We start from the raw sequence: 21,948 nt of genomic DNA, 5'->3' as shown, positions 1-21,948 counted from the left end.
TGAGGGAGATTGATGGATATGGCGAATGGAAATAGTAAGATCCTTACGGCAGAGCAGGAGATGGAGCTCCGCAGGCCGATCGAGGATCATATCGGTAAAATTCAGGCAAAGATCGACAGCCTGAGAGTAGATGGCACGGATAAAGTTGTCTCTCTTCAGAGTGTTATCGACACAACGAAGAAGGACAAGAGTCTTACATCCGGAGAAAGAGAAAACAGAATAGCACAGGCCAAAAGCGAAATGGAGAAAGCTAAGGCCGTTGAAGCGCAGAATAAAGGAGAGATCGCGAAGCTGATCTCTGAAGCGGAGGCTTACCTGAAAGAGCACTTTGACAGTGAATATTATTCAAAAGTGAAAGAAAGCTGCGCGCAGGAAAAAGTGGCCGCGAAAGAAAAGTATCAGAAAAAGATCGCCGAACTGGAAAAAGAGCATCAGCAGAATATGTCAAAGCTCACGGACCAGCAGGAGATCAAAGACGAGAAATACGTGTATAAAAACCGGCTGTTTGACGCGAAGCTGGATCTTCAGAAAGATTTCCAGGCCGCAAAAGACAGACAGCATGCGGCTTTCACATGGAAGTATCATCTGATTGATCTGCTCAGGATGTCAAAGTTTACATTCATGGAGACAAGATCACAGAAATGGGAGAACTACAAATATACATTCAACCGCAGATCATTCCTTCTGCGCAATGGTCTGTATATCGCGATCATCCTGATCTTTATCGCTCTGTGTATCATTACACCGATCGTAAAGGGATCACCGCTGCTTACATATAACAATATCCTGAATATCCTTCAGCAGGCTTCCCCGAGAATGTTCCTTGCGCTGGGTGTTGCCGCGCTGATCCTGCTTGCAGGTACAGACCTGTCTATCGGACGTATGGTCGGTATGGGCATGACGACTGCTACGATCATCATGCATCAGGGGATCAATACAGGCGGTGTGTTCGGGCATATCTTTGACTTTACGTCAATGCCGATCATCGCGAGAGTCATCCTGGCGCTTGTGATGTGTGTTGTACTTTGTACATTCTTTACGACGATTGCCGGTTTCTTTACCGCTAAGTTTAAGATGCATCCGTTCATTTCAACGATGGCGAACATGCTTGTGATCTTTGGTCTTATTACATACGCGACGAAGGGTGTGTCCTTCGGAGCGATCGAGCCTACGATCCCGAACATGATCATCCCGAAAGTAGGGACATTCCCGACGATCATCCTTTGGGCGGTCGCTGCTATCGTGATCGTATGGTTCATCTGGAACAAGACAACATTTGGTAAGAATCTGTACGCTGTCGGCGGAAACGCTGAGGCGGCTTCAGTTTCTGGTATCTCTGTATTTGCCGTGACAGTTGGAGCTTTCGTTCTGGCTGGTATCCTTTACGGATTCGGTTCATGGCTTGAATGTCTGAGAATGGTAGGTTCCGGTTCTGCCGCTTATGGACAGGGCTGGGAGATGGATGCCATCGCTGCCTGCGTTGTTGGTGGTGTATCCTTTACCGGTGGTATCGGTAAGATCTCAGGCGTGGTAGTTGGTGTATGTATCTTTACAGCACTTACATATTCCCTGACGATCCTTGGTATCGACACAAACCTTCAGTTCGTATTCTCAGGTATCATCATCCTCGTAGCGGTAACGCTCGACTGCCTGAAATATGTTCAGAAGAAATGATCAGGGAGATACAGATTTTTTAAATGCGACGCTAAGGTTATTATATTCCAGTATAAAGAATGAGAGGGAAAAGAGTCAGACTTTGATCTGGCTCTTTTCACGTTTACAGTTTTCTGCGTATTTGGTATAATGATACGAAACGGACGAAAATAGGGACAGAATGATACGGAGAAGAGAACATGGATACATATACAGTACTTTTGGTGGATGACGAGGAGGAAGTGATCCGCGTCATCATGAAGAAGATCAATTGGGAGGGACTTGGCTTTTCTGTCATCGGGTATGCCAACAATGGGGTAAAAGCCCTTGAGATGGTAGAGGAGTTTCAGCCGGATGTGGTCATGACGGATATCAAGATGCCATACATGGACGGGCTGGAGCTTGCCAATCGGATCAAGACGGAGTATCCGGCTACTAAGCTCCTGCTTTTTACCGGATTCGATGAGTTTGAATACGCGAAAGAAGCGATCCATCTGGAGGTCGAGGAATATATATTAAAACCGGTCAATTCTGTAGAGCTGATGAATGTATTTACATCACTTAAGATCAAGCTGGACCAGGAGATCAGTGAAAAGAGAAACGCGCAGACGCTCCAGAAGTATTATCTGGAGTCTCTGCCGCTGCTGCAGGCAAACTTTTATTCTACGCTGATCGAGGGAAGGATCCATGAAAATGAGCTTGAAAAATATCTGTCCGATTATCAGATATCTCTTCCGGGACCTTATTTTTGCTGCCTGGTCATCCATACGTCTTCCGCTCAGGTACCGGGGGATATGAATCCGCTCCTGCTGTCGACTTCCGTACGGAAGCAGGCGGAGGAACGGCTGGAAAAGAGATGGAGCGCGAAGAGCTTTTCCTATCTGGGGAATACGGTGATGATCGCCCAGCTCAGGAGCGAAAATGAAGTGTCAGAGCTGACGGATGAATGTGACCGTTTCTGCAAGTACGCTCAGAAAATTATTGGCGCTGTGGTCACTGTAGGTGTCGGTCAGGTATGTTCCAGTGTCCTGGAGCTGTCCCAGTCCTACAGTACTGCCCGTGAGGCCGTGTCCTACCGGGTCATATACGGAGCGTCAAGGGCTGTGAATATAAAGGAGATCGCCCCCCAGGAAAAAGGAGAGGCGGATGATGCCGCGGACGAGGAGCTGGCGGCGCTGTTCAAGGCAGTCCGGCTTGGATCAGAGGAAGATGTCACCGGCGCGGTAGACCGATACATGGAGCGCACGATCTTCCCGATGAAATCTCTGCAGTACCATCATATCGCGGTGATCGAGCTGGCAGGAGAGCTGTACAGGTTCGCCGCCAATAATGACATCGCGGAGGAAGATTTTTCAGGGGACATGAAGCATCTGTACAGCAGTCTTCTGGATCTGGAACCGGAGGCGCTCAGGAAATGGCTTTATGAGATCTGCCTTTCTTTCCGGGAAAGCCTGATCAATGCCAGGAGCAGATCGACGAAGTCCTTTGTATTTAAGGCACAGGAATATGTACACACGAATTATGCGGATGAGTCGCTGTCACTGGATCGTGTCTGCCAGGCTTTAAATGTGTCTAATTCTTATTTTTCGACTATTTTTAAGAAGGAGACGGGAAACTCTTTTATCGGATATCTGACAGACTACCGGATGGAACAGGCATCACGGCTTCTGCTGGAGACAAATGAGAAGAATTATATCATAGCAAAACAGGTCGGCTATGCGGACCCCAATTATTTCAGTTATGTATTTAAGAGGAAATTTGGCGTGTCACCATCAAAATACAGAGCGGAGCATACAGAGAGTGAAGGATAAGTATTTCAGGCATTTGAAAAAACTTCAGCCCAGAGGGATTCAGACGACCATCATGGCGGCGTTTTCCGTGATATCGATCTCCATCATGCTGATTCTGGGAGTTGTGCTGTATATGAGATTCTCCACCATATGGAAGGAGGAGACGGTTCAGAGCACTCAGAAACTGATGGAGCAGACCGGGGAAAATCTGGAAGATTACCTGGTCAGTATGCGGCAGATATCAGACGCCGCGTATTATAATGTCATAAAAGAGAATGATTTTTCTGCTCAGGCTCAGGATATCCAGACCAGGCTGAACCTTCTGTATGAGGCGAACAGAGACAATCTTCAGAGCATTGCCCTTTATAATAACTACGGGAGTCTGATCGTGGCGGAGCCTGTGGCTGCGCAGAAAGAGGACCCTGATGTGACGCGGCAGGACTGGTTTGAGCAGGCGGTGGAAGAAATGGAGAATATGCATTTCTCTACGCCTCATATCCAGAATCTGTTTGACGATGGCACCCGGAATTATTACTGGGTAATCTCACTAAGCCGGGTGGTGGAACTGACGGACGGCGGGGTCTCCCAGCCGGGGGTCCTTCTTGTTGATATGGATTATTCTGCCATCTCGCGGATGATGAATCAGATCAATACATCCAATACCGGCCAGTATTATTATCTTTGTGACAGCAGCGGGGAGATCATCTATCATCCACGCCAGATCCAGATCAGCGACGGCATCATTAATGAAGACAGTGAGACGGTGGCAAAGTATAAGGATGGCGTTTATGATGTAAAATTTGAAGGGGATCAGCGGAAAGTACTGGTTAATACGATCAGTTATACAGGATGGAAATTGATTGGTGTGATCCCGAATGATACTTTTGTGGCCGGGACGATCAATATACGGTATTTTATCATTCTGCTGATCCTGCTGATGCTGATGATGCTTGTCATTATCAACCGGGTTGTGTCTGACAGGATCTCCAGTCCGATCCGGAAGCTGAATGATTCTGTCATGGAATATGAGGCGGGAGAAAAGCCGGAGATTTATATCGGCGGATCTACAGAAATCCGGCATCTGGGCTATTCTATACAGAATTCGTATGCGCAGATCGATACACTGATGAAAAAAATTGTTCTGGAGCAGAATGAGAGGAGAAAAAGCGAGTTTGACGCGCTGCAGAGCCAGATCAATCCTCACTTTCTTTATAACGCGCTTGAGTCTATCACATGGATGGTGGAGGGAGAGCGCAATGACGAAGCGGTATTTATGATTTCTCAGCTGGCGAAACTTTTCCGGATCAGTCTTTCAAAGGGCCGTACGATCATCAGTATCAAGGATGAGCTGCAGCATGCCCAGAGCTATATGAATATACAGAAGATCCGATATAAAAATACTTTTTCGGTAGTATTTGACGTGGATCCTGCCATCTGTTCCTGCTGTACTGTTAAGCTGATCCTTCAGCCTTTGCTGGAGAATGCGATCAATTATGGAGTGGAAGGAATGGATGACAGCGGGGAGATCCGGGTGACAGGAAGAGAGGAAGAGGGGACGGTGATCCTCTCAGTGGCGGATAATGGAATCGGCATGTCAGAGGAGGAGGTCAGCCTTGTTCTGACAGACAGTAACCGAATCCACAAGCATGGATCCGGAGTAGGGCTTATCAATGTAAATAATCGGATCCAGATCCTCTTCGGAAAGGAATATGGACTTGTGGTGGAAAGTGAGCCAGATGAAGGAACCACTGTCTCTATCCGCCTTCCTGCGATCCCCTATACGGAGGAAAACAGAAAGGTCCTGGAACAGGGGCATATCCTGAGTAAAGAAGAGATGGGAGATAAGGGAATACAGGAGACACAGAAATGAAAAACGGCAGAAAAATGTTTATTCTCATAGAGGCAGTCCTGGCAGTAATGGTCCTTGTGGTGGCGATCGCCATGCTCTGGGAGAGAAGGGGCAGAGACATGGAAAAGATTTCTGTTATTGTCAGGAATTCTGATGATTCTCAGTGGTCGGCCTTTAAGTACGGCCTGAGGATGGCAGCGGAAGACCAGGGAGTTGAGATGTTTGTAGTCAGTACCGGATCTGAGATGACAATGGAAGAAGAAAAAGAACTGATCGAAAGTGAGGTCGATAACGGAGCTGACGCAGTCATTGTACAGCCGGTCCCGGGAATGGAATCACAGGAGATGCTGCAGGAGATCGAGAAAAAGACGCCGGTAGTCCTCGTAGGATATGCCGCTACCGAAGACAGCAGCTCCGGGCTTCCGGTAGTGGCGCCGGACAATTATGCCATGGGCACTGCTCTGGCAGAAGAGCTCCTGAAAGATTATGACGGTAATATAAAGGGAAGAATACTTGGGATCCTTTCAGAGACCACAGATTCTCAGGCGATACTGGAGCGGGAGCGAGGATTCCGGGATGTGGCGGAAGCAGAAGGAGCGGTGGTTTCCTGGTCAGTGGCCGGAAATTTTTCAGGGGAGGCTGCGACTTCCATAGAGACCTTGCCTTCCGTTGACTGTGTTATGGCTCTGGATGACGCCAGTCTTAAGGCGGCAGGAGCATGTTCCGCGTCCAACAGGCTGCACGGAGCGCTGGTGTATGGGATCGGTCATTCCACGGAGGCAGTATACTATCTGGACACAGGCATTGCAGAATGTCTTGTCGTACCGGATGAATTTAATGTGGGATATGAGAGTCTGACGGAAATATCAGAGAATCTCAGAAGTTATCTGCATGGCATGCGGGACAGAACAATCTCCCATACGGTTATCCGAAGGGATGAGCTGTTCACCCAGGAGAATCAGGAGATTATTTTTACGATGAGTCAGTAATGCAAATTTGCTGAATGGGCCGGAAAAGGAAACCGGAGGTGTTATGGGATGAAGATAAGAAAAATTTTGGCAGCAGCGCTGGTGGTGTGCATGGGTATCCCGTTTTTGTGTTCCTGCGCAAGGCAGGAGCCATCCAGAACAGAAAAGATCCATGTGGGAGTTACCTATTATAACCAGAGCGATACATTCTTAAACGGATTGCTGGACAGCTTTCGGAAACAGCTGACGGCTCTGGAAGAAGGAAATCTGGAGATCACAGTAACGATAAGGGACGCGGGAGGCTCCCAGAGGACGCAGGATGATCAGGTGAAAGAGCTGATTGACGCGGGATGTGATGTTCTTTGTGTCAATCTGGTAGACCGGGCGGATCCGTCGGAAATCATAGATCTGGCGCGGGAGAATGATGTCCCCATCATCTTTTTTAACAGAGAGCCGGTGGCAGAAGACCTGATGCAGTGGGAGAAGCTTTATTATGTGGGAGCGGACGCGCAGCAGTCGGGAATCATGCAGGGCGAGCTGGCAGCAGAGGCCATTAAATCAAATGACAGGATCGACCGAAATAATGACGGAAAAATCCAGTATGTTGTGCTGGAAGGTGAGGCAGGCCATCAGGACGCGATCATTCGGACGGAAAATGCGGTGGAGACACTGAGAGACAATAGCATTGAACTGGAAAAGCTGAGTTATCAGATCGCTAACTGGAACCGCGCGCAGGCCCAGAATCGGATGGAACAGCTGCTCAGTCAGTATCATGATCAGATCGAGCTTGTCCTGGCAAACAATGATGATATGGCTCTGGGAGCTATTGACGCGTATAAGAAGGCAAATTATACGGAAAATGCGCTGCCCCTTGTACTGGGGATCGACGGCACAGATGTGGGACTCCAGGCGGTGGTCAGTTCCGATATGTGGGGAACAGTATACAATGACAAAGAGGGACAGGCAGAAGCGATGGCAAAACTGGCAGTGGCCATAATCACCGGGAAGGGGATGGAAGATATTGATTTTAAAAACGGGAAATATGTCTACCTTCCTTATTCCAAGATCACGCAGGAAAATGTCGGGGATTATCTGAAAGATAATGCGGAAGACTCTACTATGGAGGTCAGTTGATCAAATGGAAATGATACATGCCGAAAAGCTTGTATATGAATATGATAAACGGGATGAAGAAGGCAATGTGATCGGAAGAAACCGCGCCATTGACGGTGTGGATATTGACGTGCCGCAGGGCTCCTTTGTTGCTGTGCTGGGACATAACGGATCCGGGAAATCTACACTTGCCAAGCATATGAACGCCATCCTTGTACCCGTGGGAGGGACTATCTGGGTGGACGGGCACAACACAAAGGATCCCGGGGAGCTGTGGGATATAAGACAGACAGCCGGAATGGTATTTCAGAATCCGGACAACCAGATCATCGGGACTGTAGTGGAAGAGGATGTGGGTTTTGGACCGGAGAACCTGGGAGTTCCCACTGATGAGATATGGAAACGGGTGGAGGACAGTCTCAGTTCTGTGGGGATGCTGGAATACAGAAAGGCATCGCCCAATAAACTGTCCGGTGGCCAGAAGCAGCGCGTGGCGATTGCCGGTGTGATCGCAATGGAACCAAAGTGTATTGTGCTGGACGAGCCCACCGCCATGCTGGACCCCAGCGGACGCAGGGAAGTGATCCGGGCGGTAGAGAAACTGAGGAAGGACAAGCAGGTTACAGTGATCCTGATCACGCATTATATGGAAGAGGTGATCAACGCGGATCAGGTCTTTGTTATGGACAGCGGCCATATCGTGATCCACGGGACACCGAGGGAAATTTTCAGCAGAGTAGATGAGCTGAAGAAGTACAGGATGAGTGTGCCCCAGGTGACACTGCTGGCGGAAGAACTCAGAAAACGAGGGCTGGATCTCCCCAGGGGAATCCTTAGAAGAGAAGAATTGGTGGAGGCATTATGTCGATTGCAGCGGAACATGTAAATTATATATACAGCCCGGGGACGGCATACGAGAAACAGGCGCTTAAAGACGTAACTTTTGAGATACCGCAGGGCCAGTTCGTGGGCATCATCGGACATACCGGTTCCGGGAAATCTACATTGATCCAGCATCTTAACGGCCTGGTCAGGGCGACATCCGGAAAGATCCTGTATGAAGGACAGGATATTTACGCGGACGGGTATGATATGAAAAAGCTCAGGAGTCAGGTTGGGCTTGTGTTCCAGTATCCGGAATACCAGCTTTTTGAGGTGGATGTGCTGAGCGATGTCTGTTTCGGGCCAAAAAATCAGGGGCTGTCTAAGGAAGAATGTGAAGCGAACGCGAAGTGGGCGCTGGAACTGGTGGGACTGCCGGAGAAATATTACAGGCAGTCGCCTTTTGAGCTGTCAGGCGGTCAGAAGCGCCGTGCCGCCATTGCAGGAGTTCTTGCGATGAAGCCCAAAGTGCTTATTCTTGACGAACCTACCGCCGGGCTTGACCCGAAAGGGAGAGATGAGATACTGGATCAGGTAGACAGGCTGCACAAAGAGACGGAAATGACGGTCATCCTTGTGTCTCACAGCATGGAAGATGTAGCCAGATATGTGGACCGTATTCTCGTGATGAACCGGGGAGAGAAGATGCTGGACGGGGCTCCGGGGGAAGTGTTTGGACACTACAGAGAGCTGGAACGGGTAGGCCTGGCGGCACCTCAGGTCACTTATGTAATGCACGATCTGCGGGAACGAGGATTCGCGGTATCACCGGATGTGACGACCATTGGGGAGGCGGCCGATGAGATCATGCGAAGCCTGTCGGGATCAAGAAGAGGGGAATAGAGCTGTGAGGAGATTGACCAGATGATGAGGAGATTATTATGATCAGAGATATAACGATCGGGCAGTATTATCCGGTCGAGAGCCGGATACACAGGCTGGATCCCAGAGTGAAGATCGTCTGCACCCTGCTGTTTCTTGTATCTTTATTTATCCAGAACAGCCTGCCGGGATATGTGATCGCCACAGTTTTTCTCGCGGCGGTGATCTGCCTGTCCAGAGTACCGCTCAGATATATAGTGAAGGGCTTAAAGCCTATAGTAATTCTTCTGCTGTTTACAGTAGTAATGAACCTGTTTCTTACCAGGGGCGGAGAGACACTGGCCCATTTCTGGATATTTACGATCACGGAGAACGGCCTGAGAACATCGGTATTTATGGCAGTGCGCCTGATGTATCTGGTAGCCGGCTCATCGATCATGACTTTTACCACTTCGCCAAATGCTCTGACAGATGGATTGGAGAAGCTTCTTCATCCTCTCAACCGGATCCATGTACCGGTCCATGAAGTGGCTATGATCATGTCTATCGCGCTCAGATTCATACCGATCCTGCTGGAAGAGACGGATAAGATTATGAAGGCGCAGATGGCCAGAGGAGCTGATTTTGAGAGCGGAAATCTTATCCAGAGAGCAAAGGCCATGCTGCCTATCCTGGTGCCGCTGTTTGTCTCCGCGTTCCGCCGGGCAAATGATCTTGCCATGGCGATGGAGGCCAGATGCTATCATGGGGGCGACGGCAGGACCAAGATGAAACCTCTGCGGTATAAAGGGCGGGACAGACTGGCATACGCGCTGACTCTGCTGTATGTTGTGATTATATTTGCAGTGGGAAGGTTTGTGCCTTTTAAACTGTGGATCTTTTAAATACATTCAATTATTCCGGAAGATCGGAAGAAATGCGGGTAAAATGAGAAGAATCAGACTGACTGTTGCATATGATGGAACGGATTACTGTGGCTGGCAGATCCAGCCCAACGGGATTACAATCGAAGAGGTGCTGAATAAAGCTCTGTTCAGGCTCACCGGTGAGCCGGTGAAAGTGGTCGGCGCCAGCCGGACAGACGCGGGTGTGCATGCTCTGGGGAATACAGCGGTGTTTGACACAGATACTACAATTCCTCCGGAGCGGATCGCCTATGCGTTGAACAGAGAACTGCCGGCGGATGTTGTGGCAGTCCGTTCAGAAGAAGTCCCTTTGGGATGGCATCCGAGACGCTGCAGTTCCGTGAAGACCTACCGGTATCTTATCCTGAACCGGGAGATGCCAAATCCTCTTATGCGGAGGACTTCATGGCATGTGTCATATCCGCTGGATGTGGAACGTATGCGGCAGGCGGCACAGTATCTCACGGGAGAGCATGATTTCAGGAGTTTTTGCAGTGTCCATACAGAAGTAACCGATACTGTCCGGACCATCTATGATCTGGATGTAAGGAGAAACGGGGAGCTGATTACAATCCTGGTACGGGGAAGCGGATTTCTTTACAACATGGTGCGGATCATGGCCGGAACGCTGACAGAGGTGGGCAGAGGGCTGCGCAAGCCGGAAAATGTTAAAGAGATACTGGAGGCAAAAGAACGGGAAAAAGCCGGCGCTACCGCGCCTCCGTGGGGGCTGACGCTGATGGGGATTGAATTTCCCACACTCGATGGCGAAGGAAAAGAATGCGGAGGTATAGAGCACTGGACCGATTCCAAGTACACTGGCAGGAATCCTCGTTTTTCTTGACATTTTACAGTTTGGTTGATAGTATAATTCTTAAGCAATATCACCGGGAAGGTGATCGGGGAAGGAGAACCAGATTTTCAGATTATAAGGTCCTGCTTTATGATTCGGGAATCTGGTTTTTTGTACGGTTCCGGTGAAATATATATCAAATATATATTGTTGTAGGAGGAAACAGAATATGAAGATCTACGAAGCAAAAGATTACGAGGAGATGAGCAGAAAAGCGGCGAATATCCTTTCAGCACAGGTAATCCTGAAACCGGACTGCGTGCTGGGGCTGGCTACGGGATCCACTCCCATCGGTACATATGACCGGCTTGTTGAACGGTACGAGAAGGGAGATCTTGATTTTACGGAAGTTAAGACAGTCAATCTGGACGAATACAGGGGACTTACCAGGGATAATGACCAGAGCTATTATTATTTTATGCATGAGCATCTCTTCGACCGTATCAATATCAGGCCGGAGAACACAAATGTTCCGGATGGGACACAGCCGGATGCCGACAAAGAATGTGAGAGATATGAAAAGCTGATCCAGGATCTGGGTGGGGTAGATATTCAGCTGCTCGGCCTGGGACACAACGGCCATATCGGATTCAATGAGCCTGACAGCTCTTTTGCGCAGACGACCCACTGCGTTGATCTGACTGAAAGCACGATCGAGGCCAATAAAAGGTTTTTCGCCTCTGCGGATGACGTACCGAGGCAGGCCTATACCATGGGGATCGGAACGATCATGAAGGCCAGGAAGATACTTCTCATCGTAAATGGAGAGGCAAAGGCAGATATCGTCGCAAAAGCATTTTTCGGACCGGTGACACCCGAGGTGCCCGCGTCGATCCTTCAGCTGCACAGCGATGTAGTGATCGTGGGAGACAGCGCGGCTCTGTCCAGAATCCCACGATAAAAGCGGGAACATAAATTGATCGAATATTCAGATAATGGCGGCAAAAAGGGACAGGTACTTTTTAAAAGGTGTCTGTCCCCTTTTATCAATATTTTCAGAAAATTCTGAAAGGAGTTATGATGTCATATATTCTCGAGGTTTGTGCGGACAGTGTGCAGTCTGCGATAGCGGCCCAGGAGGGAGGGGCGGACAGGATCGAACTGTGCTCCGGCCTGGTGATCGGCGGGCTTTCTCCGTCAGCGGCCATGTTCCGGCTGGTGAAGAAATATACGGATCTGCGGGTACGTGTACTGCTGCGCCCCAGGTTTGGAGACTTTTGTTATGATGAGCATGAATTTAAGATACTGAAAGAAGAGGTGGAAATGTTCCGGAGTCTGGGAGCGGACGGGATTGTGATCGGTATCCTGCGGCCGGACGGAGCGCTGGACATGGAGAGGATGGAAGAGCTGATCGAAGTGGCGGACGGGGCAGGGATTACGCTGCACCGGGCCTTTGACGTATGCAGGGATCCTTATGAAGCACTAAAGCAGTGTATTTCCCTGGGGATCGATACGATCCTGACCAGCGGACAGAAGAGCTGTGCCTGGGAGGGCAGAGAGCTGCTTGCCGGACTGGTAAAAAGAGCAGACGGAAGAATCAATATCCTGGCAGGAGCCGGGATCGGACCGGATGTGATCAGGAAGCTGGCTTTCTGTACAGGAGTGAAAGCATTTCATATGTCCGGGAAAAAAGTCGTGGACAGCAGGATGGAATTTCGCCGCGATGGAGTGCCTATGGGAATCCCGGGAATCAGTGAGTTTGAGATATGGCAGACGGATGCGGCTCAGGTGAGAAAAGCGGCCCGGATCTTAAAAGAGCTTAAGATACAGGATCAGGAAGGGTGAAATTCAAAGAGGGCTGGAAAGTAAGTCCGGCTCCATCGAAAAACAACCGGGAACTATCTTGACAAATGCAGGATGATGGGCTAAGATTGCTTCATATGATACAGGCTGTGAAGGGAAGAAGTAGCAGGCGACCGCAAAAACAGAAAGCTGCCGGCTGATGAGAGGCGCATGATACGGTCTTTGTGAATACATCCCGGAGCTTCACACCGAACATGTCGGAAGAATGACAGGCGTAAGTAGGCTGTGACGGAACGGCACACGTTATCGTGCCAGATGAGGCCGGATGCAGAGACAGATCATCCGGTAAATAAAGGTGGTACCACGGTCAGCAGCCGTCCTTATTGCACAAGCAGTGAGGACGGTTTTTTGTGCGATACGCCCGGAGGGCGACCGCCGTGCTTGCACGAGCGGGTATCCGACGGGCAACGGTCATCGAGCGGCTATGCCGCGAGATGAGCGAGGTATCGCGGTGAGCGGGTAGGGAAAGGAATCTTCCCCTATCCGATTTACTGCAGAGTCCCCCGGATTTCCGTGGGAATTTCAGAAAAAATCATGAGTCAGCAAAGGAGAGAAAGAAGATGGGAATTTACGAAGAACTTCAGGCGAGAGGACTGATCGCCCAGGTGACGGACGAAGAGGAGATCAGAGATCTGGTAAACAATGGGAAGGCTGTATTCTATATCGGGTTTGACCCAACAGCGGACAGTCTCCATGTGGGTCACTTTATGGCACTGTGCCTGATGAAGCGCCTGCAGGAGGCAGGCAATAAGCCGATCGCTCTGATCGGAGGAGGAACGGGCTATATTGGTGATCCGTCCGGCCGGACCGACATGCGCAGCATGATGACACCGGAACAGATCGAGCACAATTGCGACTGCTTTAAAAAGCAGATGAGCAAGTTTATAGACTTCTCGGAAGGAAAGGCTCTGATGGTAAATAACGCGGACTGGCTCCTTGACCTGAATTATGTGGACGTGCTCCGTGAGGTGGGTCCCCATTTTTCTGTAAACCGGATGCTGGCGGCAGAGTGCTATAAGCAGAGGATGGAGAAGGGCTTAAGTTTCCTTGAGTTCAATTATATGATCATGCAGGCGTATGATTTTTACGCGCTGTTCCAGAAATATGGCTGCAATCTGCAGTTTGGCGGCGATGACCAGTGGAGTAATATGCTGGCCGGCACAGAACTGATCCGCCGGAAACTGGGCAAGGACGCAGGGGCGATGACCATCACTCTTCTGCTTAATTCGGAGGGAAAGAAGATGGGTAAGACACAGTCCGGCGCAGTATGGCTGGATCCCGACAAGACGTCCCCGTTCGAATTCTATCAGTATTGGAGGAACGTGGCAGACGCGGATGTGCTGAAATGTATCCGTATGCTCACATTCCTGCCTCTTGAAGAGATCGACAGGATGGATTCATGGGAAGGCGCTCAGCTGAACACAGCAAAGGAAATCCTGGCATTTGAACTGACAAAGCTGGTACATGGAGAAGAGGAAGCCCAAAAGGCCCAGGAGAGCGCCCGTGCCCTGTTCAGCAGAGGAAACGCGGCAGAGATGCCGACAACAGAGCTTACTGACGCTGATTTTACAGAGGGAAGCATTGATATCCTGACCATGCTTGTAAGAAGTGGACTCGTTCCGTCAAAATCCGAGGCAAGACGCGCGGTGCAGCAGGGCGGGACTGCAGTGGATGGCGAAAAGGTGACAGATATCCGGGCAGAGTTCTCAAAAGAAGCCTTTGGAGGCGAGGGACTTATCCTTAAAAAAGGAAAGAAAAATTTCCACAGGCTTGTGGTGAAATAAGAGTGTCCTGTTTCAGATCAATGGAGGGATGAATTATGAGCATGAACCAGACACCGACATCCGAACGGGTGCATATCGGGTTTTTCGGCAGACGAAACGCCGGGAAATCCAGTGTTATGAACGCGGTAACAGGACAGGATATCGCGGTCGTATCCGATGTACGGGGGACCACAACAGACCCGGTGTACAAATCCATGGAGCTTCTTCCGCTGGGACCGGTGGTTATGATGGATACTCCCGGGATTGACGACGAAGGAGAGCTGGGCGCTCTCCGTGTCAGAAAGAGTTATCAGGTATTAAACAAAACAGATATAGCAGTTCTTATCATCGACGGATGTACCGGAGCGGCCCGGGAGGATAAAGCCCTTCTGGAGAGGATCCGGGAAAAGAAGATCCCTTATGTGATCGCTTTGAATAAGATGGAGCTGGCTGCCCCGGATGTGCTGAAGAAAACAGGGGAAGAGCTGAGAGGGGAAAATAAGGGAGAAGAGCAGCTCCTTTGTGTAAGCGCGGCTACCGGAGAGGGAATCTGCGCGTTGAAAGAAAAAATTGCCGCGGCGGCCGATGTAAAAGAACCGGAGCGGTATATCGTCCGTGACCTGCTTAAGCCCTCAGATATCGCAGTACTTGTGGTGCCTATCGACAAAGCCGCTCCCAAAGGCAGACTCATCCTTCCCCAGCAGCAGACGATCCGGGATATTCTGGAGGCGGACGCGGTCTCCGCAGTAGTCAAGGAAACAGAGCTGAAGAAGGTTCTGGGGGAATTTAAACATAAACCGAAGATCGTGATCACGGACAGTCAGGCTTTTGAAAAAGTGGCCGCAGATACCCCGGAAGATATTCTTCTTACTTCCTTTTCTATTCTGTTTGCAAGATATAAAGGGGATCTGGAGACGGTCGTAAAAGGGGTGACCACGCTGGATACGTTAAAAGACGGTGATACGATCCTGATCAGCGAGGGCTGTACCCATCACCGGCAGTGTGACGATATCGGCACGGTGAAGCTGCCGCGCTGGATCAGAGAATATACCGGAAAGGATATCCAAATTGAAACTACCTCCGGAACAGAATTCCCGGATGATCTGACAAAGTATAAGCTGATCGTTCACTGCGGCGGCTGTATGCTAAATGAACGGGAAATGAAATACCGCTTAAGCTGTGCCGGGGATCAGGGGATCCCTGTGACCAATTACGGGATCCTGATCGCTTATATGAAAGGAATCCTTAAGAGGAGCGTGGAGCCATTCCCGGAGGTCTGTGCTCTGCTATGATCCGGTTTAATTTGTCTGTATACCAGCCGTGGATACGGGGGTAGTACCGGCGGCTTAAAGGAGCTTCCATGCCGGAGCCGAAGCAGACACGGTCGTTTTGCACCTCTTTGATATGGGTGTAATTTGCGATAAATCCCTGATGGATATAGACAAAACGTTCCTGATCCAGGCGTTTATAAATATTTTTCAGTGTATCATAACAGATCTGTTCCCCGTCGGTGCAGTGAAAGATACACTGATTCCTGCGTTTTTCGATATAAACTACCTTATTTAAATCGACAATGGCGTTCCTGCGTCCGGATTTGATTTCCAGATAGCGTTTCTCCGCCTGTTCCACGCTGATACGGTAGCAGAGCTGCATTTCAGCTTTCTCCATCAGCCTTTTTACGTCCAGATACTGGATCGGTTTGTGTACATATCCGTCAGCATCGATAAGATAGGCGTTGTATGCGTAATTGATGTGGCTGGTCACAAAGCAGAGAGTCACGTGCTTTTCCATTTTACGGAGCTCTTCCGCCGCCTCCATACCGGAGAGCTCCGGCATTTCGATATCAAGAAAGATCATGTCGTATTCTTTCTCCCCGCTTTTTACCGCGTCAAGGAGAGCAGACGCACTGTCCCATATGTCAGGTGAAAGAGGATGCCCTGTTTCATTTCCGTAGATTACGATCAGTTTTGAAAGCTCTTCCCGATAAAATTCCTCATCGTCGCAGACGGCAACTCTGATATTTGGCATTAATATCATCCCTTTCTATTGTCTCAGATTATGCTACCATGTCCTTTAAGGAACCGCAATCAGCATGTGACATTTGGCGACCAAACGGTGATATTCGGCACCGGATGGAATATTCTGGCTTCAGCTGTAGTTGGGCAGTATGATATTGACATGAAATACATTTTCCGTATAACTGATCTCCATCTGTCCATTCAGATTGTTTACTGCTCTGCGGACATTTTTAATACCGATCCCATGGGCTTCTGACCGCCCGGATTTTGTGGTGATAAAGGTTCCGTCCTTTTCCTGGATTTCCTCCGCGTGACTGTTGTCTACTGTGATCAGAAGAACGGATGACTCCTGTAAAAGAGCGGCCTTGATCCATCCGTCGGTACATTTAGAGGCGGCACAGATCGCGTTGTCAAGCAGATTGCCAAGAATCGTGATCATTGTAAAATCGTCAATTTTCAGATAAGGAAGGCTGCATGTGATCTCACAGGCGATTTTTTGCTGCCGTGCCAGAGTCATTTTTTCACTCAGGATGGCGGAAAGTGAAGTGGACGGGGTCTGGATCGGCGCGGTATCATTGAAATGTTCCCCGATTTTTTGAATATACTCATGTATCTTATCAAACCTTTTCTGTGACGCGTATCCGTCAATAATGATCAGATGATTCTTTATATCATGCCGGAGAGAACGGAGATTTTTCAGATTTTCTTCTATCTGCAGAGCATAATTTTCCTGCAGACGGTTGATCTTTACCTGAATTTTATAGTTGGCATTCTCGGCAATAAGTTCAAGAAATCTGTCATAGAGCGAGATGCACAAAAGGATCAGGATGATCAGTGTTGTAAAAAGCAGAGGCAGCATGTGAGATGACGGTTCTCTGCGGCAGATATAAAGGGTGGAATAACTGACCAGCAGACAAACGGCTCCGATAATTATGCTGAAATAAAGATAATACTGGGAGCGGATCCGGCGGTTCTGTCTGTAGTTTGTATACAGTACATAAGCGACGTAGCTGAGGAACAGTACAATGATCAGTTTATACTGTTCATAAATATCCGAAGAAAAAAGGGTTGTATAATCATTAAAAGCCAATGAATGGAGAAACAGGATCAGGAACATGCTGATATAACTGTATACGGTATATTTTATGAGAACAGAGAGGGATCTTTTCCAGTCAGGCCATGCCGAGACGAGCAGAAAAACAAGATTTACGGCAAGGCTGATAAATGTGGAGTAAGGCGCGTCAGGAGGCAGGGAGTATACCGCATAAACGCAGAGCAGTATGAATTTGTATTCATTTTTGATCTTATGGGATAAAGTATTGTCTGCGAACCGGAAAAACAAAAAGGTATCGATGGTATTTCCCAGAAGATCCATGTATATGCGGAACAAACTGTTCATGTATGTAATCCTCCTCGTTGGATTTAATTATAATAAGAAACGGGAAGAAAGAAAAGCTTGATTTTCCCCAAATAGCACGATTAAGCGACCGAATACCACAAGTATGTTGACTTTTCGACCTGAAAGAGGTTCACTCAAGATATAACAAAGGTACGGAGGTGGAAAATATGTGGAAAAGACTATCAGAAAAAGAACTATATAAATGTACAGGCGGAGCGAAGCTGGGCAGAGGGGCTGTGCTCGAATGGTTTATCGGCCTGTTCAAATAATCGACAGATGAGGGCGCTGTTCCAGGTTTTGTATAAAAGTGCCGCTCAGACAAAAGAAAAAGAAACATGGCGGGAAAGTTATGAGATACTACTGTGTAAAGCAGCATGACATAACTGATTGTGGTGCGGCTTGTCTGGCTACAATTGCAAAACAGAACGGTTATAAGATACCGATATCCAGAATCCGGGAAATTGCAGGAACAGACAAGCAGGGGACAAATGCCTATGGGATGATCAGGGCGGCGGAGCAGCTTGGTTTCTCCTCCCAAGCCGTCAAGGGTGATAAGAAAGCGTTTTTTTCTAAATTCCCGTTGCCCTGTATCGCTCATGTCGTGGTCCGCGGAAGTCTTATGCATTATGTCGTGATCCATAAGATCACTAAGAAAGAGATTATTATCGCGGATCCGGCCAGCGGCATCGTCAGACTGACTCCGGGAGAATTCTTCGGAGAAAAATCCAGGTCCGGCGAACCTTCCGAATATCGATGGACAGGAGTGCTGATCCTGCTGGTAAAAGCGGCAGACTTTGTAAAAGGCGATGAGACAAAGGGACTGTTTCAGCGGTTTTTTTATCTGCTTCGGCCCCAGAAAAAGCTTCTGCTGAATATCTTTGCGGCGTCTCTTATTTATACCGTACTCGGAATTGCGGGAGCATTCTACTATAAGGCTCTGATGGATGATATCCTGCCGGACGGGCTGCTTCGAACGCTTACGACGTTGTCGGCAGGCGTTATTTTTCTGAATATTTTTAAAGTGATCCTGGATGCCGTGCGATCGCATCTGCTGCTGTATCTGAGCCAGAAGCTGGACATCGCTTTGCTCCTGGGGTACTACAGGCATATCCTGGAACTGCCCATGAACTTCTTTGGCAGCAGGAAGATCGGTGAGATCATATCAAGGTTCACCGACGCGTCCAATGTAAGAGACGCGATCTCCGGAGCGACGCTTACGATCATGATCGATACGCTGATGGCAGCAGGCGGAGCGGTTGTCCTGTATATGCAGAACGCAAAGATGTTCGGGATCGCGGTGATCATGGCAGTTCTGTATGGGGTGATCGTAGCCGGGTTCCGAAAGAGTTATGATAAATGGAACCGGAACCAGATGGAGGACAATGCTCAGCTCACCTCTTATCTTGTAGAGTCTCTGAACGGAATGCAGACGGTGAAAGCCTTTAATGCGGAACGAAAAGCAAATTATGAGACGGAGACCCGGTTCGTAAAACTGTTGAAAAGTGTATTCCGACTTAATTTTATAGGAAACATGCAGAATGCCCTGAAAGTATTTGTAGAGCTGGTCGGAGGGATCGTGATCCTGTGGGTTGGCGGCGTGGATGTGATACATGGCACGCTTACGATGGGACAGCTGATCACCTTCCAGTCTCTGCTGGTGTATTTCCTGGATCCGGTGAAAAACCTGATCGATCTCCAGCCTCAGATGCAGACCGCGGTAGTGGCGGCAGACCGTTTGGGAGAGATCCTGGACCTGGAGGCGGAGAAGGGGGATGACGAGAGGCGGAAGATGCATCCGGAGAGCATTGCCGGGGACATTGAACTGAAACATATTGATTTCCGGTACGGCACGAGAGAGCTGGTTCTTCAGGATGTGAGCCTGACGATCCGAAAAGGAGAAAATGTGGCATTTGTCGGTGAAAGCGGTTCCGGAAAGACGACCCTGGCAAAACTTTTTCTTCACCTCTATCAGGCAGAAAGAGGCGAGATCCTGATAGACGGAAACAACATAGAGGATATCCGGATTGAAACACTGCGGGAACGGATCGCCTATATCCCGCAGGAAACCTTCCTGTTCAGCGGAAGTATTTATGAAAATCTGACGCTTGGGATCGACCATCCGGTTATGGAAGATGTGGTGGATGCCGCGAAAAAAGCACAGGCTCATACATTCATCAATGAGATGCCTCTGCGCTATGAGACACGTCTGGAGGAAAACGGCGCGAATCTTTCCGGGGGCCAGCGGCAGCGCCTGGCAATTGCCAGAGCCATGCTGAGAAGACCGGACGTGCTGATCCTGGACGAGGCCACCAGCAACCTGGATGCCGTGACGGAACAGGCGCTGGATGATACGATCCGGGAGTTTTCAAAGGACATGACGACGATATTTATCGCCCACAGACTCAGCACGATTAAAAACTGTGACCGGATCTATGTAATGGACAGAGGAAGGATCATTGAGTCAGGGACTCACGAAGAGCTGAAGAAAATGGGCGGGAAGTACGCGGAGCTTGTAAAGCACCAGTCCCTGGGAGGTGAAAAACTGTGAACCCGGTTGTAATTAGGATGGACGAGATGTCTGACAGCACAGAGGTATACGAGGAAAGGCCAAGCCCGGTTTTCGCGGTACTGATCTGGACACTTGCGGGGATCCTGGTTCTGGCGCTTGCCTGGATGGGGCTGTTTCACATCGATGTGGTGACGCGCGCGGACGGTATCATAAGAAACAGCCGGGCGACGGCCACGATCACAAATCTGACAGACGGGAATGTTCTTTCGTGGGACGCGCAGGATGGGGAATATGTGACAGAAGGACAGGTCATATTCTCGATCGATTCCTCGGAACTTAAGAGGCAGGAGGAAAGCTGCGCTGTCGAACTGGAGAATATCAGTCAGCGTCTGAAGATCCTGGAGGCGTATTATCAGGAGCTGGACGGCGGAGCGGGTGCGCTGGAACAGCAAAGAGATAATATCTATTATGAAGAATTCCGGACAAAGCTTGCGGCTGTCAATATCAGCCGGGACATCCTGTATGCAGACGCGGATGCTCAGCAGACACAGTACCAGAACAGCCTGGCAGGCATCGACAGTTCGATCGCGGATCTGACAGATCAGGAAACAAAGCTGGATCGTATGCTTTCTGATATGCGTAATCGGACGAACAGTTTCAGCCCGGATGAAGTATATTATTACACTGCCGTACAGGGGTATATTGATCAATATAACTATACCGCCAGACAGTATGATATGCAGATCGCTGAACTGGAAAATTCCCAGGAGACATCGGACAATCGTGATAAGATCGCTGAACTGGAAAACCAGAAAGCGCTGGCCTTAAGTCAGCTCGAGACAGAGGCTGCCGCGTCCGCGGAACAGTCACTGGCATCGATCCGAAGCAATCTGGAATCACTGCAGACAACCCGGAATGAGACCGCCGGAAATTTAAAGGGTCTGAATAACGGATCTCTGGAACTTGGCACAGAACAGATCGTGAATAATGAAAAAAATGCTGTCAATACAGAGATCAACACATATGAGGGACGGGAGAGAGAATATAAAGAGACACTGGAGACGATTCAAACAAGGATTGGGGAATGTGACGTAAAAGCCCAGGCCGATGGCTACCTGAACCTGAGTGCGGAAAAGACGGCAGGCGACCATGTGTCTGCCGGAGAACAGATCGGGAGCATCGTTCCGGAAGGGGAAGGCACATTCCAGACAGTGATCTATGTGGAAAATCAGGATATTGGATCTGTGCGTGAGGGGCAGAAGGTAAGATATGAAGTGGCTTCGTATCCTCAGACAGGCGGCTACGGCGTTTTTGAAGGCGAAGTAACTTCTGTGTCCAGGGATATCAAGGTCAACAGTGAGACCGGAACAGGTTATTATGAGGTGGAAGCTACGATCACTGCCCGGGGCGGAACGGCCGGGAAAGAGGATCCGGAATTTATACAGGGAATGGCAGTGAGGGCCAAACTGGTGACGGGGGAAAAGAGTGTACTGGAATATTTGCTGGAGAAGATCGATCTGGTAGATGAATGAGGGAATAGGGAGATAGTATAAGAGGAGCTGGTCTTAGAAAGGTATACCCAGGAAAGGACGGGCTCCTTTCTTTTTTGGTTATAGAGGAG

General features: G+C 49.2%; 17 protein-coding genes and 1 other annotated feature. Of the genes, 15 read left to right on the top strand and 2 right to left on the bottom strand.

What is annotated here, in order from left to right:
- Positions 1-12 precede the first annotated feature (12 nt).
- From BQ7367_RS02650 to hydF, 13 genes are all read left to right on the top strand, one after another.
- Complete coding sequence (locus BQ7367_RS02650; RefSeq protein ID WP_442855337.1) at positions 13-1,674, top strand: galactose/methyl galactoside ABC transporter permease MglC; 1,662 nt, start codon at positions 13-15, stop codon at positions 1,672-1,674.
- Positions 1,675-1,853: 179 nt separating this feature from the next.
- The gene (locus BQ7367_RS02645) at positions 1,854-3,464 is read left to right on the top strand and encodes a response regulator (RefSeq protein WP_072524087.1); all 1,611 of its coding nucleotides are present in this window, start codon (positions 1,854-1,856) and stop codon (positions 3,462-3,464) included.
- Positions 3,454-5,313 carry a cache domain-containing sensor histidine kinase gene (locus BQ7367_RS02640; protein WP_072524086.1) on the top strand — a complete coding sequence of 620 codons (1,860 nt, stop codon included), beginning with the start codon at positions 3,454-3,456 and terminating at the stop codon, positions 5,311-5,313. Before BQ7367_RS02645 ends, BQ7367_RS02640 begins: the two co-directional genes overlap by 11 nt.
- Entirely contained in the window at positions 5,310-6,281 is a 972-nt protein-coding gene (locus BQ7367_RS02635) for a sugar ABC transporter substrate-binding protein (RefSeq protein WP_072524085.1), read from the top strand. The genes BQ7367_RS02640 and BQ7367_RS02635 overlap by 4 nt, the downstream gene beginning before the upstream one ends.
- A 48-nt stretch (positions 6,282-6,329) precedes the next feature.
- Positions 6,330-7,394 (top strand): galactose ABC transporter substrate-binding protein, encoded by a 1,065-nt coding sequence (locus tag BQ7367_RS02630; RefSeq protein WP_072524084.1) that lies wholly within the window; start codon positions 6,330-6,332, stop codon positions 7,392-7,394.
- Positions 7,395-7,398: 4 nt separating this feature from the next.
- Positions 7,399-8,259 (top strand): energy-coupling factor transporter ATPase, encoded by an 861-nt coding sequence (locus tag BQ7367_RS02625; RefSeq protein ID WP_072524083.1) that lies wholly within the window; start codon positions 7,399-7,401, stop codon positions 8,257-8,259.
- Positions 8,235-9,098: an energy-coupling factor transporter ATPase gene (locus BQ7367_RS02620; RefSeq protein ID WP_072524082.1), complete on the top strand. Its 864-nt coding sequence runs from the start codon at positions 8,235-8,237 to the stop codon at positions 9,096-9,098. Before BQ7367_RS02625 ends, BQ7367_RS02620 begins: the two co-directional genes overlap by 25 nt.
- 38 nt (positions 9,099-9,136) lie before the next feature.
- On the top strand, positions 9,137-9,961 hold the full coding sequence (locus BQ7367_RS02615; RefSeq protein ID WP_072524081.1) for an energy-coupling factor transporter transmembrane component T family protein: 825 nt from the start codon (positions 9,137-9,139) through the stop codon (positions 9,959-9,961).
- 43 nt (positions 9,962-10,004) lie between these two features.
- Positions 10,005-10,826 carry a tRNA pseudouridine(38-40) synthase TruA gene (truA, locus tag BQ7367_RS02610; RefSeq protein ID WP_072524080.1) on the top strand — a complete coding sequence of 274 codons (822 nt, stop codon included), beginning with the start codon at positions 10,005-10,007 and terminating at the stop codon, positions 10,824-10,826.
- Positions 10,827-11,004: 178 nt separating this feature from the next.
- On the top strand, positions 11,005-11,736 hold the full coding sequence (gene nagB / locus BQ7367_RS02605) for a glucosamine-6-phosphate deaminase (RefSeq protein WP_072524079.1): 732 nt from the start codon (positions 11,005-11,007) through the stop codon (positions 11,734-11,736).
- Between the two features lie 116 nt (positions 11,737-11,852).
- Positions 11,853-12,620 (top strand): copper homeostasis protein CutC, encoded by a 768-nt coding sequence (locus BQ7367_RS02600; protein ID WP_442855335.1) that lies wholly within the window; start codon positions 11,853-11,855, stop codon positions 12,618-12,620.
- 98 nt (positions 12,621-12,718) lie between these two features.
- Positions 12,719-12,963 (top strand) — a binding site (T-box leader).
- 235 nt (positions 12,964-13,198) lie between these two features.
- Positions 13,199-14,422 carry a tyrosine--tRNA ligase gene (gene tyrS / locus BQ7367_RS02595; RefSeq protein ID WP_072524077.1) on the top strand — a complete coding sequence of 408 codons (1,224 nt, stop codon included), beginning with the start codon at positions 13,199-13,201 and terminating at the stop codon, positions 14,420-14,422.
- Positions 14,423-14,457: 35 nt separating this feature from the next.
- The gene (gene hydF / locus BQ7367_RS02590) at positions 14,458-15,693 is read left to right on the top strand and encodes a [FeFe] hydrogenase H-cluster maturation GTPase HydF (RefSeq protein WP_072524076.1); all 1,236 of its coding nucleotides are present in this window, start codon (positions 14,458-14,460) and stop codon (positions 15,691-15,693) included.
- Here the strand turns inward: hydF and BQ7367_RS02585 are convergent.
- Both BQ7367_RS02585 and BQ7367_RS02580 read right to left on the bottom strand, forming a co-directional pair.
- Complete coding sequence (locus BQ7367_RS02585) at positions 15,647-16,429, bottom strand: LytR/AlgR family response regulator transcription factor (protein WP_072524075.1); 783 nt, start codon at positions 16,427-16,429, stop codon at positions 15,647-15,649. The genes hydF and BQ7367_RS02585 overlap by 47 nt on opposite strands.
- 120 nt (positions 16,430-16,549) lie before the next feature.
- Positions 16,550-17,818 (bottom strand): sensor histidine kinase, encoded by a 1,269-nt coding sequence (locus BQ7367_RS02580; RefSeq protein WP_072524074.1) that lies wholly within the window; start codon positions 17,816-17,818, stop codon positions 16,550-16,552.
- A gap of 349 nt (positions 17,819-18,167) precedes the next feature.
- On the opposite strand from BQ7367_RS02580, the gene BQ7367_RS02575 reads away from it, so the two are divergent.
- Both BQ7367_RS02575 and BQ7367_RS02570 read left to right on the top strand, forming a co-directional pair.
- Positions 18,168-20,366 (top strand): peptidase domain-containing ABC transporter, encoded by a 2,199-nt coding sequence (locus tag BQ7367_RS02575; protein ID WP_072524073.1) that lies wholly within the window; start codon positions 18,168-18,170, stop codon positions 20,364-20,366.
- Positions 20,363-21,859, top strand: a complete 1,497-nt coding sequence (locus BQ7367_RS02570; RefSeq protein WP_143142942.1) for a beta-barrel domain-containing protein — start codon at positions 20,363-20,365, stop codon at positions 21,857-21,859. Before BQ7367_RS02575 ends, BQ7367_RS02570 begins: the two co-directional genes overlap by 4 nt.
- The last annotated feature ends 89 nt before the right edge of the window (positions 21,860-21,948 follow it).

It is taken from the genome of Clostridium sp. Marseille-P3244 (assembly GCF_900120155.1).
Taxonomy (GTDB): domain Bacteria; phylum Bacillota; class Clostridia; order Lachnospirales; family Lachnospiraceae; genus Mediterraneibacter.
This window is presented reverse-complemented; position numbering and strand designations above follow the sequence as displayed.